Source organism: Caldicellulosiruptoraceae bacterium PP1 (genome assembly GCA_041320695.1).
Taxonomy (GTDB): domain Bacteria; phylum Bacillota; class Thermoanaerobacteria; order Caldicellulosiruptorales; family Caldicellulosiruptoraceae; genus JBGGOQ01.
The window spans coordinates 391,070-411,191 of sequence record JBGGOQ010000001.1 but is presented as its reverse complement, the minus strand read 5'-3'; the positions used below and the strand labels follow the sequence as shown (position 1 = coordinate 411,191).

General features: G+C 28.6%; 24 protein-coding genes. All 24 read left to right on the top strand.

The genetic code is table 11. The features are described 5' to 3' along the window. The first annotated feature begins 58 nt into the window (after positions 1-58). Positions 59-496: a hypothetical protein gene (locus ACAG39_02095; GenBank protein ID MEZ0536022.1), complete on the top strand. Its 438-nt coding sequence runs from the start codon at positions 59-61 to the stop codon at positions 494-496. Then, positions 493-1,467 (top strand): hypothetical protein, encoded by a 975-nt coding sequence (locus tag ACAG39_02090; GenBank protein MEZ0536021.1) that lies wholly within the window; start codon positions 493-495, stop codon positions 1,465-1,467. The genes ACAG39_02095 and ACAG39_02090 overlap by 4 nt, the downstream gene beginning before the upstream one ends. Before the next feature lie 338 nt (positions 1,468-1,805). Further along, positions 1,806-2,063, top strand: coding sequence for a hypothetical protein (locus tag ACAG39_02085; GenBank protein MEZ0536020.1), 258 nt, complete (start codon positions 1,806-1,808; stop codon positions 2,061-2,063). Positions 2,064-2,294: 231 nt separating this feature from the next. Further along, complete coding sequence (locus tag ACAG39_02080; GenBank protein ID MEZ0536019.1) at positions 2,295-3,599, top strand: hypothetical protein; 1,305 nt, start codon at positions 2,295-2,297, stop codon at positions 3,597-3,599. A gap of 176 nt (positions 3,600-3,775) precedes the next feature. After that, on the top strand, positions 3,776-4,414 hold the full coding sequence (locus tag ACAG39_02075) for a hypothetical protein (protein ID MEZ0536018.1): 639 nt from the start codon (positions 3,776-3,778) through the stop codon (positions 4,412-4,414). Between the two features lie 617 nt (positions 4,415-5,031). After that, positions 5,032-6,006, top strand: coding sequence for a hypothetical protein (locus ACAG39_02070; GenBank protein MEZ0536017.1), 975 nt, complete (start codon positions 5,032-5,034; stop codon positions 6,004-6,006). Positions 6,007-6,009: 3 nt separating this feature from the next. Then, a complete protein-coding gene (locus ACAG39_02065) occupies positions 6,010-7,959 on the top strand; it encodes a VirD4-like conjugal transfer protein, CD1115 family (GenBank protein MEZ0536016.1) in 1,950 nt (649 codons plus the stop codon). Between the two features lie 68 nt (positions 7,960-8,027). Next, positions 8,028-8,273 (top strand): hypothetical protein, encoded by a 246-nt coding sequence (locus tag ACAG39_02060; protein ID MEZ0536015.1) that lies wholly within the window; start codon positions 8,028-8,030, stop codon positions 8,271-8,273. Positions 8,274-8,307: 34 nt separating this feature from the next. After that, positions 8,308-9,153 (top strand): hypothetical protein, encoded by an 846-nt coding sequence (locus tag ACAG39_02055; protein MEZ0536014.1) that lies wholly within the window; start codon positions 8,308-8,310, stop codon positions 9,151-9,153. A gap of 87 nt (positions 9,154-9,240) precedes the next feature. Continuing rightward, positions 9,241-9,774, top strand: a complete 534-nt coding sequence (locus tag ACAG39_02050; protein ID MEZ0536013.1) for a DUF1664 domain-containing protein — start codon at positions 9,241-9,243, stop codon at positions 9,772-9,774. Positions 9,775-9,853: 79 nt separating this feature from the next. Continuing rightward, positions 9,854-10,606, top strand: a complete 753-nt coding sequence (locus tag ACAG39_02045) for a S1 RNA-binding domain-containing protein (protein MEZ0536012.1) — start codon at positions 9,854-9,856, stop codon at positions 10,604-10,606. 142 nt (positions 10,607-10,748) lie between these two features. Next, positions 10,749-11,093, top strand: a complete 345-nt coding sequence (locus ACAG39_02040) for a hypothetical protein (protein MEZ0536011.1) — start codon at positions 10,749-10,751, stop codon at positions 11,091-11,093. Positions 11,094-11,095: 2 nt separating this feature from the next. Further along, entirely contained in the window at positions 11,096-11,794 is a 699-nt protein-coding gene (locus tag ACAG39_02035) for a DUF6710 family protein (GenBank protein ID MEZ0536010.1), read from the top strand. A gap of 230 nt (positions 11,795-12,024) precedes the next feature. Further along, complete coding sequence (locus ACAG39_02030) at positions 12,025-12,336, top strand: hypothetical protein (protein MEZ0536009.1); 312 nt, start codon at positions 12,025-12,027, stop codon at positions 12,334-12,336. Positions 12,337-12,414: 78 nt separating this feature from the next. Continuing rightward, positions 12,415-12,630, top strand: a complete 216-nt coding sequence (locus ACAG39_02025) for a hypothetical protein (protein ID MEZ0536008.1) — start codon at positions 12,415-12,417, stop codon at positions 12,628-12,630. A gap of 293 nt (positions 12,631-12,923) precedes the next feature. Further along, the gene (locus tag ACAG39_02020) at positions 12,924-13,070 is read left to right on the top strand and encodes a hypothetical protein (protein ID MEZ0536007.1); all 147 of its coding nucleotides are present in this window, start codon (positions 12,924-12,926) and stop codon (positions 13,068-13,070) included. A gap of 238 nt (positions 13,071-13,308) precedes the next feature. Beyond that, positions 13,309-13,455 carry a hypothetical protein gene (locus tag ACAG39_02015; GenBank protein ID MEZ0536006.1) on the top strand — a complete coding sequence of 49 codons (147 nt, stop codon included), beginning with the start codon at positions 13,309-13,311 and terminating at the stop codon, positions 13,453-13,455. A 95-nt stretch (positions 13,456-13,550) separates the two neighbouring features. After that, entirely contained in the window at positions 13,551-13,730 is a 180-nt protein-coding gene (locus ACAG39_02010) for a hypothetical protein (GenBank protein ID MEZ0536005.1), read from the top strand. An 885-nt stretch (positions 13,731-14,615) separates the two neighbouring features. After that, positions 14,616-14,879, top strand: coding sequence for a hypothetical protein (locus ACAG39_02005; GenBank protein MEZ0536004.1), 264 nt, complete (start codon positions 14,616-14,618; stop codon positions 14,877-14,879). Then, complete coding sequence (locus ACAG39_02000) at positions 14,876-16,105, top strand: hypothetical protein (protein ID MEZ0536003.1); 1,230 nt, start codon at positions 14,876-14,878, stop codon at positions 16,103-16,105. Before ACAG39_02005 ends, ACAG39_02000 begins: the two co-directional genes overlap by 4 nt. Next, entirely contained in the window at positions 16,102-17,274 is a 1,173-nt protein-coding gene (locus ACAG39_01995) for an ATPase, T2SS/T4P/T4SS family (GenBank protein ID MEZ0536002.1), read from the top strand. Before ACAG39_02000 ends, ACAG39_01995 begins: the two co-directional genes overlap by 4 nt. Further along, on the top strand, positions 17,201-17,944 hold the full coding sequence (locus ACAG39_01990) for a hypothetical protein (protein MEZ0536001.1): 744 nt from the start codon (positions 17,201-17,203) through the stop codon (positions 17,942-17,944). Before ACAG39_01995 ends, ACAG39_01990 begins: the two co-directional genes overlap by 74 nt. Positions 17,945-17,946: 2 nt before the next feature. After that, entirely contained in the window at positions 17,947-18,702 is a 756-nt protein-coding gene (locus ACAG39_01985) for a hypothetical protein (GenBank protein ID MEZ0536000.1), read from the top strand. 33 nt (positions 18,703-18,735) lie between these two features. After that, positions 18,736-20,112 carry a hypothetical protein gene (locus tag ACAG39_01980; protein ID MEZ0535999.1) on the top strand — a complete coding sequence of 459 codons (1,377 nt, stop codon included), beginning with the start codon at positions 18,736-18,738 and terminating at the stop codon, positions 20,110-20,112. Positions 20,113-20,122 lie beyond the last annotated feature (10 nt).

Genomic DNA, 20,122 nt, shown 5'->3' with positions numbered 1-20,122 from the left:
TTTTTTATTTTATGCAGAAATTATTTATTACTAAAAGTTGATGAAAGGAGCTTTATACATGGCAAATAAAAAAGGCAATAAGGATTTAAACGAAAATGAATTAAAAGAAGCATTATTACCTAATTTAGAAACTAAAAAAATAAATGGGGGTGATGTAAAGGTTAAACTTGACAAATATAATACAAACTTAAATGAGGCAATAAAAATACTTTATGAAAGGGACAAGTTAAGCTTTGAAGAAATTATAAAAATTAAGGACGCATTAAACAAACTAATTGATGAGTTTAATACTTTAGGACCAACAATTGAAAAACTAATGAACAGCCAAATGATGATAATGGAAGACATGGAGCAAGTATTTAACAAAATATATGGTAGAAAAGGTAAAGTTGTAAATTACCGAGAAATAGCAAAAAGGATGGGCTTTATGCCAAAAGAAATCGAAGAAGTTGAAAAACAAAATAAAGATAAAAATGAGGAGGAGGATAAAGAATGAAAGTAGCTGTTGATATTGGTTTTGGGTATACAAAAGCTATTGCTGAAAATGGGAAAAGTGTTGTGTTCCCATCAATGGTATCTAAAAGAATGACTGCAAATAGTAAAATGGGCTTTGCATATAAAGAAAATTATATTGTAACATATATGAATAATATATATGCTATTGGAGAAGCTGCTTTAAATTCTCCAAACTCATCTGCAAATTTTTCTGAAGATAGATTTACTGATGAATTTTCTAAAATATTATTATTAACTGCTCTTCATGCTCTTGATATAGAAGAACAAAACATAGAATTGGCAATAGGACTTCCAATAATGCTATATTCTAATTATAGTGATAAAGTTAGAGATTATATTGAATTTGCAGAAGAAACAATAATTATAAATAACGAAGTAAGAAGATATAAAATAGATGTGTGCGAAGTATTTCCTCAAGGAGTAGGTGCGTTATTCTCAATAAATGATAAAATACCAAATGGATATATAAGCGTAATTGATGTAGGATTTAGAACAACAGATGTCTTATTAGTAAAATATAACAAAGGTGATATAATTCCTCTAACAGAATTTTCATTTTCAGTTGATGAAGGAACATCAAGAATATTAACAACACTTACCAAACACATCCAACATAAGTATGGTATAGCTCGTAATGAAACAAACATATTAGATGTATTTGAAACAGGTGTTGTATTAGTAAAAGGAAGAGAGAAAGATATAACAGAAGCAAGAGATGAAATAGTTCGTGAAGTAACAGAGTCAATTATTAATAAAATAGTAACAAAATGGAATGATTTTGTTAATGATGTTGTAAGAATATATGTCGCAGGTGGTGGTGCATATATGATAAGCCCTCATTTAAAGGTTATTGGCGAAATGGAAATAAAAATAGTTGATGACCCTCAATTTGCAAACGCTAAAGGATTTTTGAATATGTTAGAAAGTATCTCTGTGGAGAATAATACTTAATAAAAATTATAATTTGTTTACAGGCTCTATAACAGTAATGACAAGTGATAGAGATATATAAAATGTCAAAATTGTAATACAAAAATGTTTACAGGCTATAAGCATTGAGAAATCTAATATAGATGAACATAAAAAATGAATTTTGTAATACAAAATTATAAAAACAAACAGAAATTTAGTAGGTTTGTAATACAAAATTGAAAAATTATATCAATAAAAATCAGTAGTGATAAGGAATTGAGCCTGTAAACAAAAATGTAATACAAAAATGAAGTTGCAATGTCATACAAGCTATGATATATAAGAGATAGAACCTGTAAACAAAAAGGAGCAAAAAAATGGATAAGGAAAAAACAAAAACAATAAGTATAAGATTGCCAGACAATCACCCAATATTTGCTGAAGAAAATAAAAATCAAGTATTAAGAGATGCTTTAGAATTATATTATGCAACAAAAGGAATTGTAACAGGACAAATAAAACTAAAAACAATTCAGTTTAACTATCAAGAACAGAAAGAATATAAAGAAAAAAAAGCTCCAATAACAAATCCAAAAGTAATTAAGTCGTTTATTAACGCATTTCAAAATAAATAAAGCCCCAGTAGAAACTGGGGCATATTTTTTCACAGTAGGGTGACAAGAGTCACCCGTGAACAAACTGTATATGGCAAACTATATTTAGGCAAACTACTATACTTAAAGTATAACAACATATATCAACGAACATACAGACGAACAATATTTTAATAAAAGCAAAAACCCAGAGAAATTACTCTCTGGGTTTTCTTATTTTATATCAAAATAAAAAAAAAGGAGTTGTTGATAATGAATCAACAAAAATTCAAAGACTTTGAAAAAAGTCTTGAAACCCCTTATTATTATTATCCATCATTCCAGCATATTTGTAAAGGGGTTTCTTCAATTTTATTTTTATCAAATCTTTTACGCTGGAATGGAAAACAAAAAGATCCGGAAGGTTGGATTTATAAAACACAAAAAGAAATAGAAAAAGAAACAGGATTAACAAGGAGAGAACAAGAAACGGCAAGAAAAAACTTAAAAAAATTAGGTTTTATAGAAGAAAAATACAAAGGATTGCCAAGAAAATTATATTTTAAGATAAATATTGAAGCTATAAATGAGGCAATGGAAAAATACATAAGAAGTCAAAAAGAAAACAATGCAGACAATAAAACAAAATTCTCTAATGATAAAGAAACTTCAAACTATACGAATAAAAAATACAGCACAACCAAGGATTTATCCATAATGGCGGAAAACGACATTATTGAATGTCGAAAAGAGACATTATTGAATGAACAAAACAGTCAAACTGTAAAGGCGAAAAACGACATACAAGAATGCCCGAAAAATACAGGCAAATCTGAACAAAATGAGCATGCTAATTATATATATTATATTAATAATAATATAAATAATAAAACAAATATAACTACAAGTAATACTTACAGAGATAATAAAACACACAAAAATAATAACTTACTAAGAAAAAATAACAAAGTAAGTAATAGTGTGTGTAAAAATCTCCCAAAAGAAAAAATTGACAAAATTAAAAATCTAATGAAAGGGTATAAACTCCAAAACCTTGAAACCTTTGTGTTTGCTTATGCAACAACAGATGACAAATTAGAAAATTTGACAACTTTACTTGAAAGTAGATATTTTGCTAATATGGTTATTAACAAACCAGCATTTATTAAGTCAGCAATACGCTATAACTATGACTTTAGCTATTTGAAAGACGAAGAAAAGGCAAAAGGCAATAATACCGCTACATACCAGAAGTCTGCTAAAAAACCAGTAGATATATTCTTAACACGAGATCCAAATGAATACGATGGCTTAGAAGAAATATTCAAAAATGCAGTTAGAAAGAATGGTGTGGACGAAGCCAATTATGAAACTGCTTTTGAACATTTCAGTAAGTTACAAGAAGAACATAAGACTCAAGAAACTATAAAAGCAGATACATCAAGAGATTCAAACACATCAATAGATAACGACATTGATGAATTAATCAAACAACTTGATATTGAATTTGAATTAGATTTCAAAAACAGACATGGACACAGCCCTGTATTTCAGGCAGTATCAACATTAGCAATATAAAAGGGACAAAAACGATACCGCTTTAAATTGCATATAAACAAATAAAAAACATAAAACATATTTTTATATTAACAACCTTATTTTTGTTTAACAGTAAGCCTAAAAAACGCATTTAAGACGATTTTAAAATGGGTAGTTTGCCTATAACATAAATTCTACAAGAAAGGGTGTTGTAAATGGAAATCAATGACATAATAGAGAGAGTATTGCAAAATGACAAAGGCTTTGAATACAACAAAAACCAATTTGAAAAGTGGATTAAAGAAACTGAATTTGCTATTTTCAAACTTCGAGAGGCTTTATTCATTCAACAAGGACAATTGGACAAGTATGTGAGAGTATTAAATTCATATGGCATTAAACTTGATACCGAACTTGTAGTCGACAAGTTTGAAGCAAGCTATGAAGATGGTATGCTTAAAATCCTTATTTATGATGTTCCTCCAATTTACAAAGTGCAAAACCAAGCAGATACATTCAAGTGGAAAGACATTATAGAAAATGCAATTAAATCTTTATCTCAAAAGCCAAGATTTAAAAAAGCATTTGCTTGTTTTGAGTATTATGTTCCTCATTATGTTGCAATAAAAGCAGATACTGATAACCGAATGATGAAAACAATAACTGATTCTTTTGTGACAAATGGTGTTATTCCAAACGATACAATGGAACATTATGCTTTTTGTTGTTTTGGATTTCCCATAGAAAATATGTTTGCCAAAACATATATTAAAATTGTTTCATGGGAAGAAAGATACAGAGTATTTGATAACCAACCTAACCAAGAAATAGCAAATAAATTACCAGTAATATAATGGGAAATAAGATAATAATTAATAGCTATAATAAATCTAAAAATAACAAATAAAAGCATAATATGTAATTTAGTAAACATGTTTTGGATATGCAAAAATATATCCAAATCAATAACCAAAGAAAATATAAAAAATAATTAATATGGAAAGGCAATTGGATAGCGAATTAGATACAAAAAAACAAGTAATATCAAGTATTTTATAATAATTATAAAATAAAAAAAGAAACAGGTGTGCGAAATCAATTTTCGCACACAAAAGTAGTAAACAAAAATCACACAGACAAAGGCAAAAGCACGAAAAGAGAAAAAGCATAACAAAATGGCAGAACCAAAATAAACCAGAAGCGAAATAAATACCAGTTGGAATAACAATAAATGGCAGGAAAGAGCCATTTATACCAAAGTATAAATGGCGAAGTAGAGGCAGATATGAAATAGAAATAGCAATATGGATATAGGCACAATATAGCCATTAATTCAAAAATTAATGGCGGTGAGTAGGGAAAAAGCCAGAAGAAAAAACAAAGTAATGATTGAAATATTGTAAAAAGTATAAGATATAGCAATTAAAAAGCCAGTAGTATAAAAAAGAATAAAACAGGAAGGGGTGTAATAATGAGTATAAAATCATATATGCCACAAATAACCGAAAGAGATAAACAATTGCTTGATATGATAATTAAGTTTAAGATGGTGTCTTATGATATGGCAAGAGAATTATACCAAAATAAGTGGGCAATATATAAGAGAATTAATAAATTAGTTAAAGATGGTATGTTAAAGAAAGTAGGGAGAAACCATATAACATTAGGACAAGTAGGGATAAGTTTTGTCAACTTTGAATGGTATGTAAATTTTGAGCCATTGAATAACCCAACGAGTAAAGAAATGTTATATAGATGGACAAAAGTAGTAGAAATAGCAAACAGAGAATATATATATCCACATTTCATAAACTGTTGGGATTTAAAATCAGAAACCAGAAAGCAAGGAAATGAAATGAGCGACAAGAATAAAATTCTTGGAGTAGCCAGAGGATATGGGATATACAAAATATCAAAGGATACAGGTATGAAAACACTATCCGACCTAATAACAAATATTAGAGAAGCAACATCACATAACATTTATGATTTCATAGTCTTTTGCGAAACACCAGAGAAAATAAGAGATTTTCTACAAGTAGTAGAACAAGTAGGGAAACTGATGAATATAAGAAGATTGCATATATTACCATATACAGAATCGGGCTTAAAAATCATGGACACAATAATAGGAATACCAGATTGGAAAGATAAAGTTGTAAAGGTTGTGTATAGCGATGGTGTAAAAGCCAGTAGCAAAAACTATGCAGAATATGAATGGCAGGGCAAAGAGATATATGTTGGTATAGATACAGATTTGATAGGTAAGGAGATAATAAAAGCAGAACAAAGCATAAGAGGGAACATGAATTTAGAAATACTATGTATAAGAGGGCAGGAAGAAAGATACAAGGACTTAAATCTGCCAGTAAAAACAATAACAATGCCAGAATTTTTAATGGCAGTGGGATATAAAAACAATGAAAATAGAAATGAGGAGGAATAAAATATGAAAAAAGCAATAGCAGTAGTGATAATAATTTCAATATATTTTACAATGACAGCATACATTGTTGGTATGTTTGCAGGTATGATAAGCAATGGTGATGTATGGAAATCAACAATGGAAGGCAAAGCTCCGAAACTCACAATAGAAACAGATCCAATAAAAGCAATAAAGAATACTACCAGTAGTAAAAATGCTATGAATATATGGCTTATAGGCAGTATTGGTATTGCAGTTATTGGATTAATATTTATATTAGCATATAAGGAGGAATTTGAAATGCATTTTGGGACAAAAGTTCAAACAGACAAAAGGAATACTTACGGGAGTGCAGACTGGATGGCAAAAAGCGAGGCGAAAAAGGTATACAAATTAGGAAGTAAGAATAAAGGTATTCTCCTGGGGAAGTTAGAAGGCGAACATGTAATATTTCCTCAAGAAACCAAATATAACAAGCATATTGCTATATTTGGTGCAAGTGGAACAGGAAAATCAAGAACATTTGCACGTCCCAATATAATAAAAATAGCACAAATGGAACAGAGCATGATAATTACAGACCCAAAAGGCGAATTATACGAGGATATGGCAACATGGCTTATAAATCAAGGTTATGATGTTAAAGCACTCAATCTTGTTAATATACAATATAGTGACAGATGGAATCCATTGGACGTTATACAAGATGATATGGACGCAACAGTGTTTGCAGATACAATAATAAAAAATACACAAATTGGAGTTAAAAAAGGCGGAGATCCTTTCTGGGATAGAGCAGAAATGAATTTACTAAAAGCACTTGTGTTGTATGTAAAGGAAGTAAGACCTCCAGAAGAACAAAATTTAGGAGAGGTATATAAACTTCTTGCAAACACAACAATGCAAAACTTACAGGCACTATTTTCAAATATACCAAATGATAGAGCCTCTAAAATGGCATATAACATATTTGCACAGGCAAACCAAACTGTTCAAACAGGTGTTATAATAGGACTTGGAACAAGGTTGCAAGTATTTCAAAATACTCTTGTTCAAGCAATGACAGCAGTTAGTGATATTGATTTAGAGAAACCCAAAAAAGATAAAGTAGCATATTTTTGTATAATGAGTGATACACATAGTGCATTTGATTTTATAAGCTCACTGTTTTTCAGTTTTTTATTTATCAAGCTTGTAAATTTGCACGATACAACTCAAGATGCAGAAATAAGAGCAAGAGAAGTATACTTTATACTTGATGAGTTTCCCAATATTGGGGAAATACCAGACTTCACAAAGAAAATAGCAACTATAAGGAGTAGAAATCTGCATTGTTCAATAATATTCCAAAGTATAACCCAATTAGAGGAGAAATATCATGAGCAATGGGAAACAATAATAGGCAATTGTGATACAAAGCTATTTTTAGGTGCAAATGATACAAGAACATCAGAATATATATCAAATGTTCTTGGAATAAAATCAATTCATACCAGAAGCACTTCAAGACAAGGTGGACTTGAAGGATTAACAGAGGTAGAGAGGATAACTCAGTCAGTAGGTAAAAGACCATTACTAACACCAGATGAGGTTTATAAACTTGATAATTCAAAAGCTATTGTAATGTTAAGAGGAAAAAAGCCATTAATGGTTGATAAAGTAGATATATCAACCATGAAGGAAAGCAAACAATTAATATCAAAAGGAATAAGCACTTATGTAAAGGAATGGAACAGCCCTCAACCAGTAGAAACACAACAACTAATACAAACAAACGTTCAAACACCAACCCAAACAACACAGCAGCAAACACCAACAGCAACAGGACAAATGCAAGCACAACAAGTAAATGATAATATAAAAGAACAAGATAATGATGAACCTAATCCATTAACACCAAATGATATTAGTCAAAATAACAATAATAATCAAAATAATACATTACCAGTAGATGATGATAATGATTTGTTTTAATGAGCAGGGGAATACCCCTGCTTTTATTATTTTATAAAGAAATAAAAATAATAAGGAAGGTGTAGATTATGAACAATCAAGAAATAATTAATAGCCTTGCTGATAAAGGAACTTTTGCATTGCTTGTAGTTTTAACACAAGATGGTGAAGTTATTTTGCGTCCAATAGGCGGAAAGTGGGATAGTGGTATAATAAATGCAATACAAGAGATGAATGAAAAATATCCAAATTGCAAGATGAAACTATTTGAACAAAACTATGATGATTGGTTTAGATATTTTAAAAATGTTGTTAACAAAGAACAACTGATATAAAATATAACAAAAAAGCAAGGTGTATTAAATGTTAATGGAAAAAGAGGTCAAAATAATAAAAGTAGAAGATATAGCTGAATATCCAACAGAATTAGGAAATAGGTGTTTGTTACTAAGAGAATTAGGTCTAAATCCATATAGAAACACAGAAGAAGAAATTATCGAAGTATTAAACGAAACAGCAAGTCAACCTAAATATTTAGATATATGCTTAAAATATAGCAGGTGTCAATATTTCTGGAAAGAATACCAAAAAGGAGACACACCCTATTTTGAACGTGATTCAATAATAGTAGATGAATATATGGGTAAATATTGGGCGTATGAAGGCAAACATAGAATATGTTTAGCAAAAAGAGCAGGAATTAAAGAAATTAAAGCTGTTGTTTATAAAATGGATAAAGATTACTATACAATGTTGAATTCTATTGGAGAGGCAAATCATTATCAATTTCACAGTGAAATAATACAAGGTGAAAAAATACAATATAAAGGTGAAATAGGTGCATTATGGTTAGGCAAAGTAGAGGATTTAAGAATTCGTGCCAGTAGTAGCTATCCATTGCTATTAAACGAAGAATGCAATACAAAAGGAGAATGGATTGAGATTGTAAAAGGTGTAAAATTTAAAACGAACATAGAAAAGAAAAAGAAAAAAATATCATTGTTTACTACAAAAGATGTTTTCAGTATAAATACAGAAATAATAATAGAACGTGAACATAGAAAAACGAGAATATGGCTCATGTCTGTTCCAATGAGTAAAGAAATATATTATGTTCCATTAGGAATAATAGGTTTCACAACATTGTATCGACATGGCTGTTGGAGAAAACACCATGAAGAAAAATTAAAAGCATTTTGCCCCATTAAAATATAAAATGTGGTATAATTAAATTAAAGCGACCTCTCTTTTTTTGGAAGTTAGCCAAAGCTTCCTAAAAAATAAAGGAGAGGAGTTTGCGAAATGGAGTTGAGTAATATGGAAAATCAAAAAAGAATAAGAAAAATTACATCAAACGAGAGGTTGCTTTTAGAAAACAGAATTGACCTAACAAGAATTGAACTTAAAGAAGAAATCAACAGTTTAAGGCAAGACATAACAGAAACAAGAAAAGAACTAAACAATAGGATTGACAATTTGGATAACAGGCTTGGGAATATTGAAAATAGGCTGGGAAATAGTGAAAACAAAGTTGCAAACACAGAACACAGACTTGGAAATATTGAAAATAGGCTCAACAATATGGAAAACAGACTTGAAAATTTAGAAAGTAGAATCAATAAGTTGGACGACAAAATTGAATTAACTAGACAAGAAATAAATCAAATTAGAAATGAACTTAATGAATTTAAAACTAACATCAAAAGTGAGTTTGCTGATTTTAAAGTTGAAATAGCAAAAGAAATTAAAAGCACAAAATGGCAGACATTTGGACTAATAGTTGCTATGGTAGCAATATTTGTAACTATTATATTAACAAAATTTCCAACGAAATAGGCATTATTTGTTAAAAGCTGGCTTTGTCCAGCTTTTTTTATTGTATATAATAAAAATATAGTTTGCAGGAGGTTAAAAGATGGGAAAAGATAAGAGAATTGAGTTTTTAGAGAGAGCTTACAATCTAAACAAAATACTTCATGGCAAAATAATAGCAAGGGAAATAATTAATGACGTCCAATATGGAGTAATAAACTCAAGAGGGATTAGACTCTATATGCCAGAAACTGAGTTAGGAGTTCAAGAACAAGTATCTAATAAGATAGCAACACTTTTTGGTGTTCCAATTGAATTTGTTATTTATAAAATTGAAAATAACAAATTTTTTGTATCACGTAAAAAAGCAATGGAAATAAGACATAGACAATGGGAAAGCAAAATCAAAGTAGGAGATAAACTTTTTGGGACAATAGTTGGTATATCACCAAAAAACGCATTTATTTATCTGTTTGGATATGAGATACCATTAAAAGCAGAGGATTTAACATGGAATTATTATAACGATATAAGGAGAATATTTAAACTTGGTGATAGGGTAGATTGCATAGTAAAGAGCAAAAATCCACCTATTGTAAGCGTAAAAGAAGCATACCCTAATCCATGGGATAAACCACCAGTAGTAAAACCAGAAGATATACTTGTATGTGTGGTTGACGCAATAGCACCATATGGGATATTGGTAAGACTTCCAGATGGCAAGCAAGCATTGTGTCCCCCATTTTCAACAGCAAGAGAAATGCCAACAATCGGTAGTGAGGTTGTTGTAACAATCAAAGAGGTCAGGGTAGAAGATAAAAGGATATTTGGACTCATATCAAGAATATTAAGATAAGCTACTTATTATGGTATACAAATAGAATCAATATTATCAATAGGTCTACAAGTTTACAATATTAATAAAAGCATTGGTAAATAAAAGCCAATGCTTTTGTTTTTTTGCAATAATTATAGATGTTATAATAGAGGTGAAAAAGATGAATAAATTATATTTCATATTAGAGCCATACGACGATTGGAAAAATGATGTTCCAGAAGAAAAGAACCAAGAAGCTAAAAAAGCTTTAGTAATATTTTATAACGAATTGAAAAAATATAAACCTTCAAAAATATATGAACAAAGAAATAGTATGTTGCTTCATACTTCATATATACTACATTTTGTCAACATTAAAAAGGCATTCATGGAGAAGAAATATCTACGTGTTTGTAACGAAATAAGAACACTTATGTTTAATGAACCATTTTTACAAGCGAGGATATATTACAATTTAATAAAACTACTGAGAGAAGAATTAATGGATAACAAAGGAGAGGAATAATTTTGCTTAGAGGGTTGTTAAAGAAGAAAAACAATATAAAACAAAATATAATCACAGATAGCAAAGAATTATACAAATTAAATGCAGAAAGAGAATTTTCCTATGCGATTGAATTTGTTAATAATGCTATTGAAGGGGAAACAAAAATAGAAGATAAGATAAAAATGATTGATTTTATTATGGACCTAATAAAAGAAGATATAAAGACAGATTTATTGACAAAAATAATATACAATCCAGAAGCAAATATAACAAGATATTTTCCTTTTCCTATGTGTTATTATGATAAAAATAATAATGCTTATAGATTACATGAAGGAGAGGAAATAGAAATTGATTTGTCAAATGAGTGTGTAATAACTTATCCATATAATAGAGAAAAATATGTTAAAAACATTAGAACTATTTCCAAAGAACCTTTTATCTATAAAAATAATAATCATACTGCTTATTATTTTTCTCAAGTTAATATTTGCTATATTGCAAATGGTTATCATTCAATAGCAAGTGGTATAATGTGTAACAAAGGAAAAATAAAAGCTAAGAAGATAGATATAACTCCTTTATATGACTATGTTTATACAAATGGGGTATATTGGTATAATACACATACAAATAATATACTAACTACATTAACAGATTTTAGGATAGGGATATTATATGAAATTGCCAAAATAAAAAATAATCTTGCAAAAATATAATAAAGTGCTATAATAAAACTGTCAGCAAACCTATGAAAAGACTGTATAAATAAAAATGTTAATAAAAAAAGCATTGGATAAAAACCAATGTTTTTATTTTTTATATAAACTAATAACAAAATTATTTATTGTGGTATAATTATATTAAAGTAATACTTCAATCCTACTCCTAATTTTGGCAGTTAGCAAAAAACAGTTAGCCAAAATTTGTTTGATAGGAGGAGTAGGAAATGGAAGTATTACCAAGCTCTATATTGATTGACAACTTCAAGTGCAAATTAAATTGGAGCAATCACTCAATATTAAGAAACATTCAAAGACAAATAGCAACCGAAGGCATAATCGAAACATTAGAAAAAGCTGATGAGTTATTGGACTTAAAAAATAATTCTTTCTGTTGGATAAGAAATAGTCAAAAGAAAATAAGCGTGTTGGTTTTAATTCATACTAAAGGTAAATCAATAATAATCGAAGTTATAACGGTTATAAATAAAATAGCGATACCAACATGCGAAAAAGACAAAATAATCGAAGTGGCATAAAATCAAATAACTTGGGTGGGAGCAAAAAGGCAAAATCCTGCCCTTTTGCTTTTACAATACCAAAAGGAGAGATGCTAAATGAAAATAATATTTTCAAAAAATTTCCCACCCAGCAGAGAAATATTAGAATATGCATATAATTGTATAAGTGAATACAGAATAAATCTTAATGATGAACAAGCCTTTATTGATGAAGAGAAGAAAATAGTTGTTGTAATAAAAAGACTCCCAAAAAATATTTATAAAGTTATAGAATATCATCACTTTGATGTTATTATTAATAAAAATATATAAATTAATATCTTGTCTATTTTCTAAATTATGCTATAATAAAACTGTCAGCGAAATAGTATGTAGAAGTGCATAAATGAAAATGTTAATAAAAACAGTTTGCCTAAAAAAGTTAGCCTTAATGAACAAGAAAAATTGTTCGTTTGGGCTTTTTTGTTTTTTATAGACTCTCCTTTTTTGGCAGTTTGCCAAATACAGTTAGTATTATAAAGTTAGTAAGCAGTAAATAATGTGGTAGGAATCACCCCCAACAAATAGACATGGGTGCGTTAGGGACAAGAAAGGGGGTGATAAGATTGGGTTCATATATTGTAAAATATGCTTTATTTATTGTAGGTTCAATAATAGCACTGTTTATTATATCATTTGCTAAAGCAAATTATGAAATAGAATTTAAACTAAAACCCTTTAAGATAAGCATAAAAAAAGAAGTAGTGAAATAAGCCTTACCTTTTCACCACTTCTTTACCCAATCACCACATTAATATAAACCTAACGCACCCTTAATTAAATTATACCACAATATAAGAAGAATATTTTAAAAATATTATAACCTTGGCAGTTAGCCAATAATAGTTTTCAATACATTGTTTGTTCCAGTAGTTGATAATGCGGTAATCACCCCTTTTTAGATATGGGCGTGTTAGTGGTAATAACCTAAAACATAAGGGGGTGATTGTTTTGGGGAAAGAAGAAATTAAGATTATATCACTTGTTATAGGATTTATAGCTGTCTTTATAATTTTTAGCATTGTCAAAGCAAATTATGTAATTGAAGTTTATACAAAGCCTTTTAGATTAAAGATAAAAAAAGAAGTGGTCAAATAATAACCACTTCTTAATCCCCAAACCGCATAATTAAAATATAATATCCACTAACACGCCCTTAAATAAATTATACCACAAAGATAGGAGGGTTAAAAGTGGCAGTAGTATCATTTATTATTAACAACATATTAGCAATAATTTTATTAGCTTTTGCTTTGCTGGTCTTAATTGCTTCAATAACAAAGAAGAATATCCACTGGAAGTTAGGTAAGGTAGAGATAATAATTACAGTTGATGAGCAAAAAGAGAAAGAAGGAACTCTTGCCCAGCAGTAGCAAAAGCTACTGCCCTCCTTTCTGGCAGTTAGCCAAAAATAAATTTGCAAAAGGAGCAGTTTGTTATGGATAAAGAAACAATAGTAGTAATTATATTAGGTATATTGGCAGGAGTTGTCAATTTGTTTTATTTAGTGGAAGGAATTAGAGGGAATATTGTATCAGATGATGACTGGTTATAATTCTTCCACAAGCAGGGGCTAATCCCTTGCTTTGGCAGTTTGCCAAAAATAGTTTACTTGTTCAGTTTGCAGGAGGTAAAGATTATGAGCTGGGGATACTTGTCTATTTTCTAAATTGTGCTATAATAAAAAAGTAGTTAGCTCATGTTAGAGAAATTCACAACCCACGTAGTATAAATAAAATATCAACCCGTGTAGTATATGAGTTTGTGACACAAAAAAGTATTTGCAACAATTAGAAAAACAAGCAAGAAAGCAACAGACAGAATATCCTAGGAAAATGTTATCGAAAGCAATTGATGAAAAATTAAGTGAAGGGAAATAACTCAAAAATTTTAATTACTATTTTTTTTTGTTCGCTGTTGATGAAATAAAAATAATATGTTATTATAGAAATAACCCGTTGAGGAAAATAAGATAAAGTAGCATAAATAAAAATGTTAATCAACGGGGAAGTTAACCATTTTGAGTATACCATGAGGAGTTTACATTAAACAGTTTGCAAGTTGCCACGTAGAGTTTATATTCTACGTGGCTATTATATTTATTGTTATGTCTACTATTTTTTCGTTTGTTAAAATAAAGGTCTTTTACTTCTTTTATTTTATGTTCTTTCACTTGCATTTTTTCTATTATAGCCATATGAGAGATTTTCTCATGTGGCTATTTTTATTTTATATGAACAAAGCAAAGGTGAGATAAAATGCAAACAATATTAGATGTATTAAGCCAATATTTTGCAGATAAGCCTTATTTGTTGAAGGATAAACCCAAAAAGCAATCAATAAGAACATATCTTGCTTCACTATGTCTTAAAGAAGATTTCGGGATTATAAGAGATTGTAAAAGATGTAACAAGCCAAAATGCTGGTTAGACACAATAGACAAAGAAAATCTGACATCAAGCATACAAAATTACGAGAAAAAATATATAGCTGAAAAGTTTAAAGGAAGAGGGGTCCAATGATGATAGCAATAGCTACTGGGATTGAAATACTTGATAAAGCAATAAATGAAAGGCTAAAAGGAGAAATCATATATTTCAGAGAGTATTTAATAAGAGATGAAAACAAGTATGAAACAGTTATTTTATCAGAAAGTTTAGATGGTGCAATAACAATAGAAGAATTAACATTCAAGTTAAGAGAAAAAAACACAAGAATAATCTATATAGGCAAGGATTACGAAGATAATCCTTCTCTAATAAAACACTTAATAAGCATAGGTGTTTATGATATTTTATTTGGAGAAACAACAATAGATGATGTAATAAACATATACAACAATCCTAAGGCATTTGCTGATATATCCAAAATATATTCAAAAGTTTTATCCTCACCAACAATTCAAATAAAGTCTGTTCCAGAAGTTATAATAGAAAAAGAAGTAATAGAAAAAGAAAAGGTTGTAGAGAAGGAAAAAGTAATTGAGAAAGAAAAAATAGTAGAAGTCGAGAAAGAAAAAATAATAGAAGTTGAAAAGCCAGTTATTATTCAATCTAAAACAATAACTTTTTGGTCGTATGATGATGGAGAATACCCTGCAAGGATTTCAATAGAGATTGCCAAACTATTAAAGAAATACAGCAAAACAGATATAACTTTACTTGACTTTGAAGAAATAAGCTCAAGAATAAGCCATTTATTAAAAATAAAAGATACAAACATAGAATACTTAACAAGAATGATAAATACAGAAGAAATTACTTCTAAAATATTAAATGATAACTTAATAAAAATAGAAGGTATCAAAGTATTTTCTGGTATTACAATTAAAAATGCATTTAGAATTAACGATAAGCACTTAAATACATTAGTAAGTATTCTTCAAAGAGATAGTAATTTTATAATAATTAATGCAGGTAGTGGAGTGTTCACATCTGGTGTTTTATCATCTTTTACAACTGCTGATAAAATAGTTGCAATTGCTAAAGCGACAAAGATTGATGTAATTAGAACACTCGAAATATTAAATTTTATTTCTAATTCCTGGGGAATTGAAAAAAGCAAAATGAATTTACTACTGGTAGAAAACAGTTTAATCTCTGAAATAGATGATAAGACGACTCAAGAATTATCAGAAACTAACGGGATTAATTTTTTAGGAGCTTGTGGCAATAAGAAAAAGTATGTTAAGAACCTTGCCAAAATTGCTCCTAAACTTATAAGTTCAAAAGGAGTGAGAGAAGATTGATTATAAATCCATACTCTGTAAATATAAATGAGGCTTTGGAGATAGAAGAAGAAAAAATAACTGATGTAATAGAAAGGTTATTAAAGAAGAAACCTAATATAGTTTTAGAAAATCAAGATCCATTTTTACTATTTGATGAAGTCCAAGCAGTAATAAATGAGCTTGGTTATAAAAATATACATCCCAAAGTTGTTTTGCAAAACTTATTGGAATATGGTCCACTACAACCATATATTGAAGATCCAGAAGTAACAGATATATTCATCACATCATATAACAGTGTAATAGTTCGCAAATATGGTGTTGATGAAAAAACAAATATTAATTTTAAAAGTGTAAAGAAATTAAGAGAATATATTAAAAGAGTTGTAATAACAAACAAAGGAAGAATTAACGAAAATGAGGCAAAAGTTATAGTAACAGATCCAAAATATCATTTACGAATAGTTGCAACATTTGAAGCAATTTCAGTAGATTCACCACATTTGCATATAAGAAAGCCACCAACACATAAAACATTATCAACATTAGTAGAAGAAGGAATGCTATCTTATGAAATGGCAGAAAGACTAACAAAATTAGTTAAAAAAAGAAAGACAATAGTATTTTCTGGTGCACCAAGTAGTGGAAAAACAACATTGTTATCAGCACTTATAAGAGAGATACCAGAAACAGAAAGATATGCAATAATACAAGAAACCTTTGAAATACCAAGGATACACGAAAATTCAATGGTTGAAATTATAAGAGCATCAGAAATGCAAGCTTGGCTTAAACAATATGACTTATTCGAGTTAACAAGAATAGGCTGTTTAGAAACTCTAAACAGAATAATAATTGGTGAGGTCAAAGGGAAAGAGGCATATCAATGGGTTTTTGCAGTCTATTCTGGTATGAATGGGTCTATGACAACAGTCCATACAAATTCAGCAAGCGAAACAATACCTAAATTAGTTATGCTAATGAAAATGGCAAGCACAGACTTACCAGTAGAATATTTAGAAAATGTGCTTGTAAACTCATTAGATTATATAGTGTATATGAGAAGATATAGACTAATGCAATTATATAACGTAAAGAAAAAGGAGTATGAATATGATATTTTACAGGAAAATGAAAGAGAAAGAGAAATATATCAGAGCAGTAATCAACCCTTTACTTCTATTTGAAATATATTTTATTTTACAAATAGCAATTACAATAGCAGTATTTCTTATAGCAATGCAAACAAATTTATATAAAGCAATAACAATGTCAGTTTTGGCATTTATTTTGCTTTATTTTATATGGGAGTTTTTAGTGTCCTTTTCTAAAGGGAAATTGCAAGATGAATTTATATATTTTACTTCAACCTTTGCAAGCATATACGCAGTCAGCAATAATACATTAAGGGCATTAAAAGAAGTTTGTGATTTCATAAAAGAACCTATAAGACACATATTAATTGAAAATATTTTTTTATATGAAAAAGGACAATTAACTTTTGAAGAACTGTTTAAAAAAATAAGCAAAGATATAGGTATGCCAAGTTATACAAACTTTTTTACACTTGTCTATTACGCAGATGAAAGCGGTGCTAATATAGTTGATATAACAACAAGATTACTTGAAAGTGAGTATGAAAAGCAAAAAATAAGAAGCCAGTTAAAAGGAACAATAAGTGTAGGAATTGGAGTTATATTTTTTACAATATTAATTACTATATACATGGTATCAAATGCATTAACGACAAAAGAGATTATTGAAAAATTAGGATTTCAAGCAGTATTAGTAACTTTAGTTGCCGATACAATAGCATTAATAATAGGCAAAATGCTTATGAACTGGTTGGAGGAATAGAAATGAGCCAGATAGTAAAAACAATTCCTTTTGCAATACAAATAATTGTATTAGCAGTAGCAATATATTTTATTTATAGTTTTATAATATCATTTAGAATACAAACAAAAATAGATAAAAAAGATAATGAAGATAAGAAAACAAATATAATAAAAATATTATTAGCTATAATAGGCTTTATTTTAGGCTCAATTATAGGTTATTATTGGACTGGAACGTATATTGGAATAGCTGGGGGTTTTGGCTTTGGAATATTAATGTATAAACTACCAGAAGAATTCAAGAAAAATAGATTAAATAAAATAAGTTATCAATTATCTTCAATTGTTACATTATTTGAAGTTGGAATAAAAACCAATGTTCCAATTGAAAAGATTTTTGAAGCTTCTGGGGAAATGTTTAAAGATGAAAAAATAAAAATGATATTTAAAAGGGCGGGTGCGATATACTTAAAAACAAAAGATATAGAAGAAGCCTTTTATGAACTTGAAAAGGAAATACCAATTAGCGATATTAAACTATTGAAAAATTCATTAAAAGAAATAGATAAAATGGGGACAAGCGGGATAATAGCTCTGGAAACATTTTCAAAAATGCAGGCAGTTAAGAGTGCAGAGAATTTAATTAAAAAGAAAGAATCAGTAACATCGTTAGTTACAGTTGCAATAGCAGTAATTCTTTTTGGTGCAATGTTTGTATATTTTTTCCCAATATACAATTCAATAATGGAAAACATGTCAGTATTCTTTGGCAGTTAGTTTTATAAGTTTGCTTGTATTGGAGGAATTAAATTGAGTGATAGAAAAAAGAAAACACTCATATATTTAGGTTTTTCTTTTATATTAGCATATTTTTTAAGCATTATGTCAATTAACTATTTTATTCAAAACGATACATTATGGCATTTAAAAGCAGGACAGTATATGGTCGAACATAAAACAATACTTACTAAAGATGTTTTTTCATGGGTTGTTGAAGGTAAGAAATGGTATTCGCATGAATGGTTATGGGAGATAATGGCATATTTAATATATAAACCTTTTGGTTTTGCTGGATTATTTGTAGTAAACTTAATTACATTAGTATTGATATTATTTATAGGGCAATTGATATTTGATAAGTTAATTTCCAATACAATATTTATTTTAGGGATATTTTTATGGTCTAAATATGGTTACACTTGCAGTCGTCCACATGTCCTTGCCTTATTAATGCTTTTATTGGTTATTTATATAATAAAAATCAAACCCAAATATTCATATCTATATATATCAATGATATTTCTTATATGGACCAATATTCATTCATCAGTAGTATTTGGAGTAATCTTGGTAAGTTTTATTGAATTTTTAGACTTTTTAGAGGATAAAAAAATAAAAAACCATATTAAAACTCCAATAGTTACATTTATTTCGTCTTTAATCAATCCTCATTTTATAAATGTCTATTTGTTTTTTATTAAACTTACAACAGCAAAAGAGTTGGTTGATGTAATAAATGAATGGTTAAGTCCTAATTTTCACGATAAGCTAACTATAATAATTACAATAGTAATAATTGCATTAATAATAATATCAGCAAGAAAAATGAAATATAAAGACATAATAATAGTTTTGTTAGGATTAACAATGTATTTAACATCAATAAGGAATATAGCAATATTTGCGATATTATCTGCTTATGCGGTAAAAGATATTGATATTCTACCCAGAAGTATTAAAAATATAGAAAATCAAGCCATGATACTAATTCAAGTAACAATCATAATGTTTATTATTAATAATACACATCTTTTTATTCCTAACAACCAATATTTTACGAAATCAGACGCAATGAAGCCATTTAGAGCAATAGAATATATGATTAAAAATAATATTAAAGATAAAATTTTAAACGACTATCATTTAGGAGGATATTTAATATTTAAAGATATAAAGTGTTCAGTAGATAGCAGAGGAGATTTATATTACTTTGCTAATAGAAACTACTGGAATGAATATGTTAATTGCACGTTATTACAAAAAGATCCAGAAGAATTTATAAAAAAATACAAGATAAAATATATTTATTATCCTACTGCATCATCTTTTTACAAATACTTATTAGCAAAAGGATATAAAGTTCTATACAAAGACGATATATCTGCTGTTTTAGAAGTTAAACAATAAGGGGGGTTCA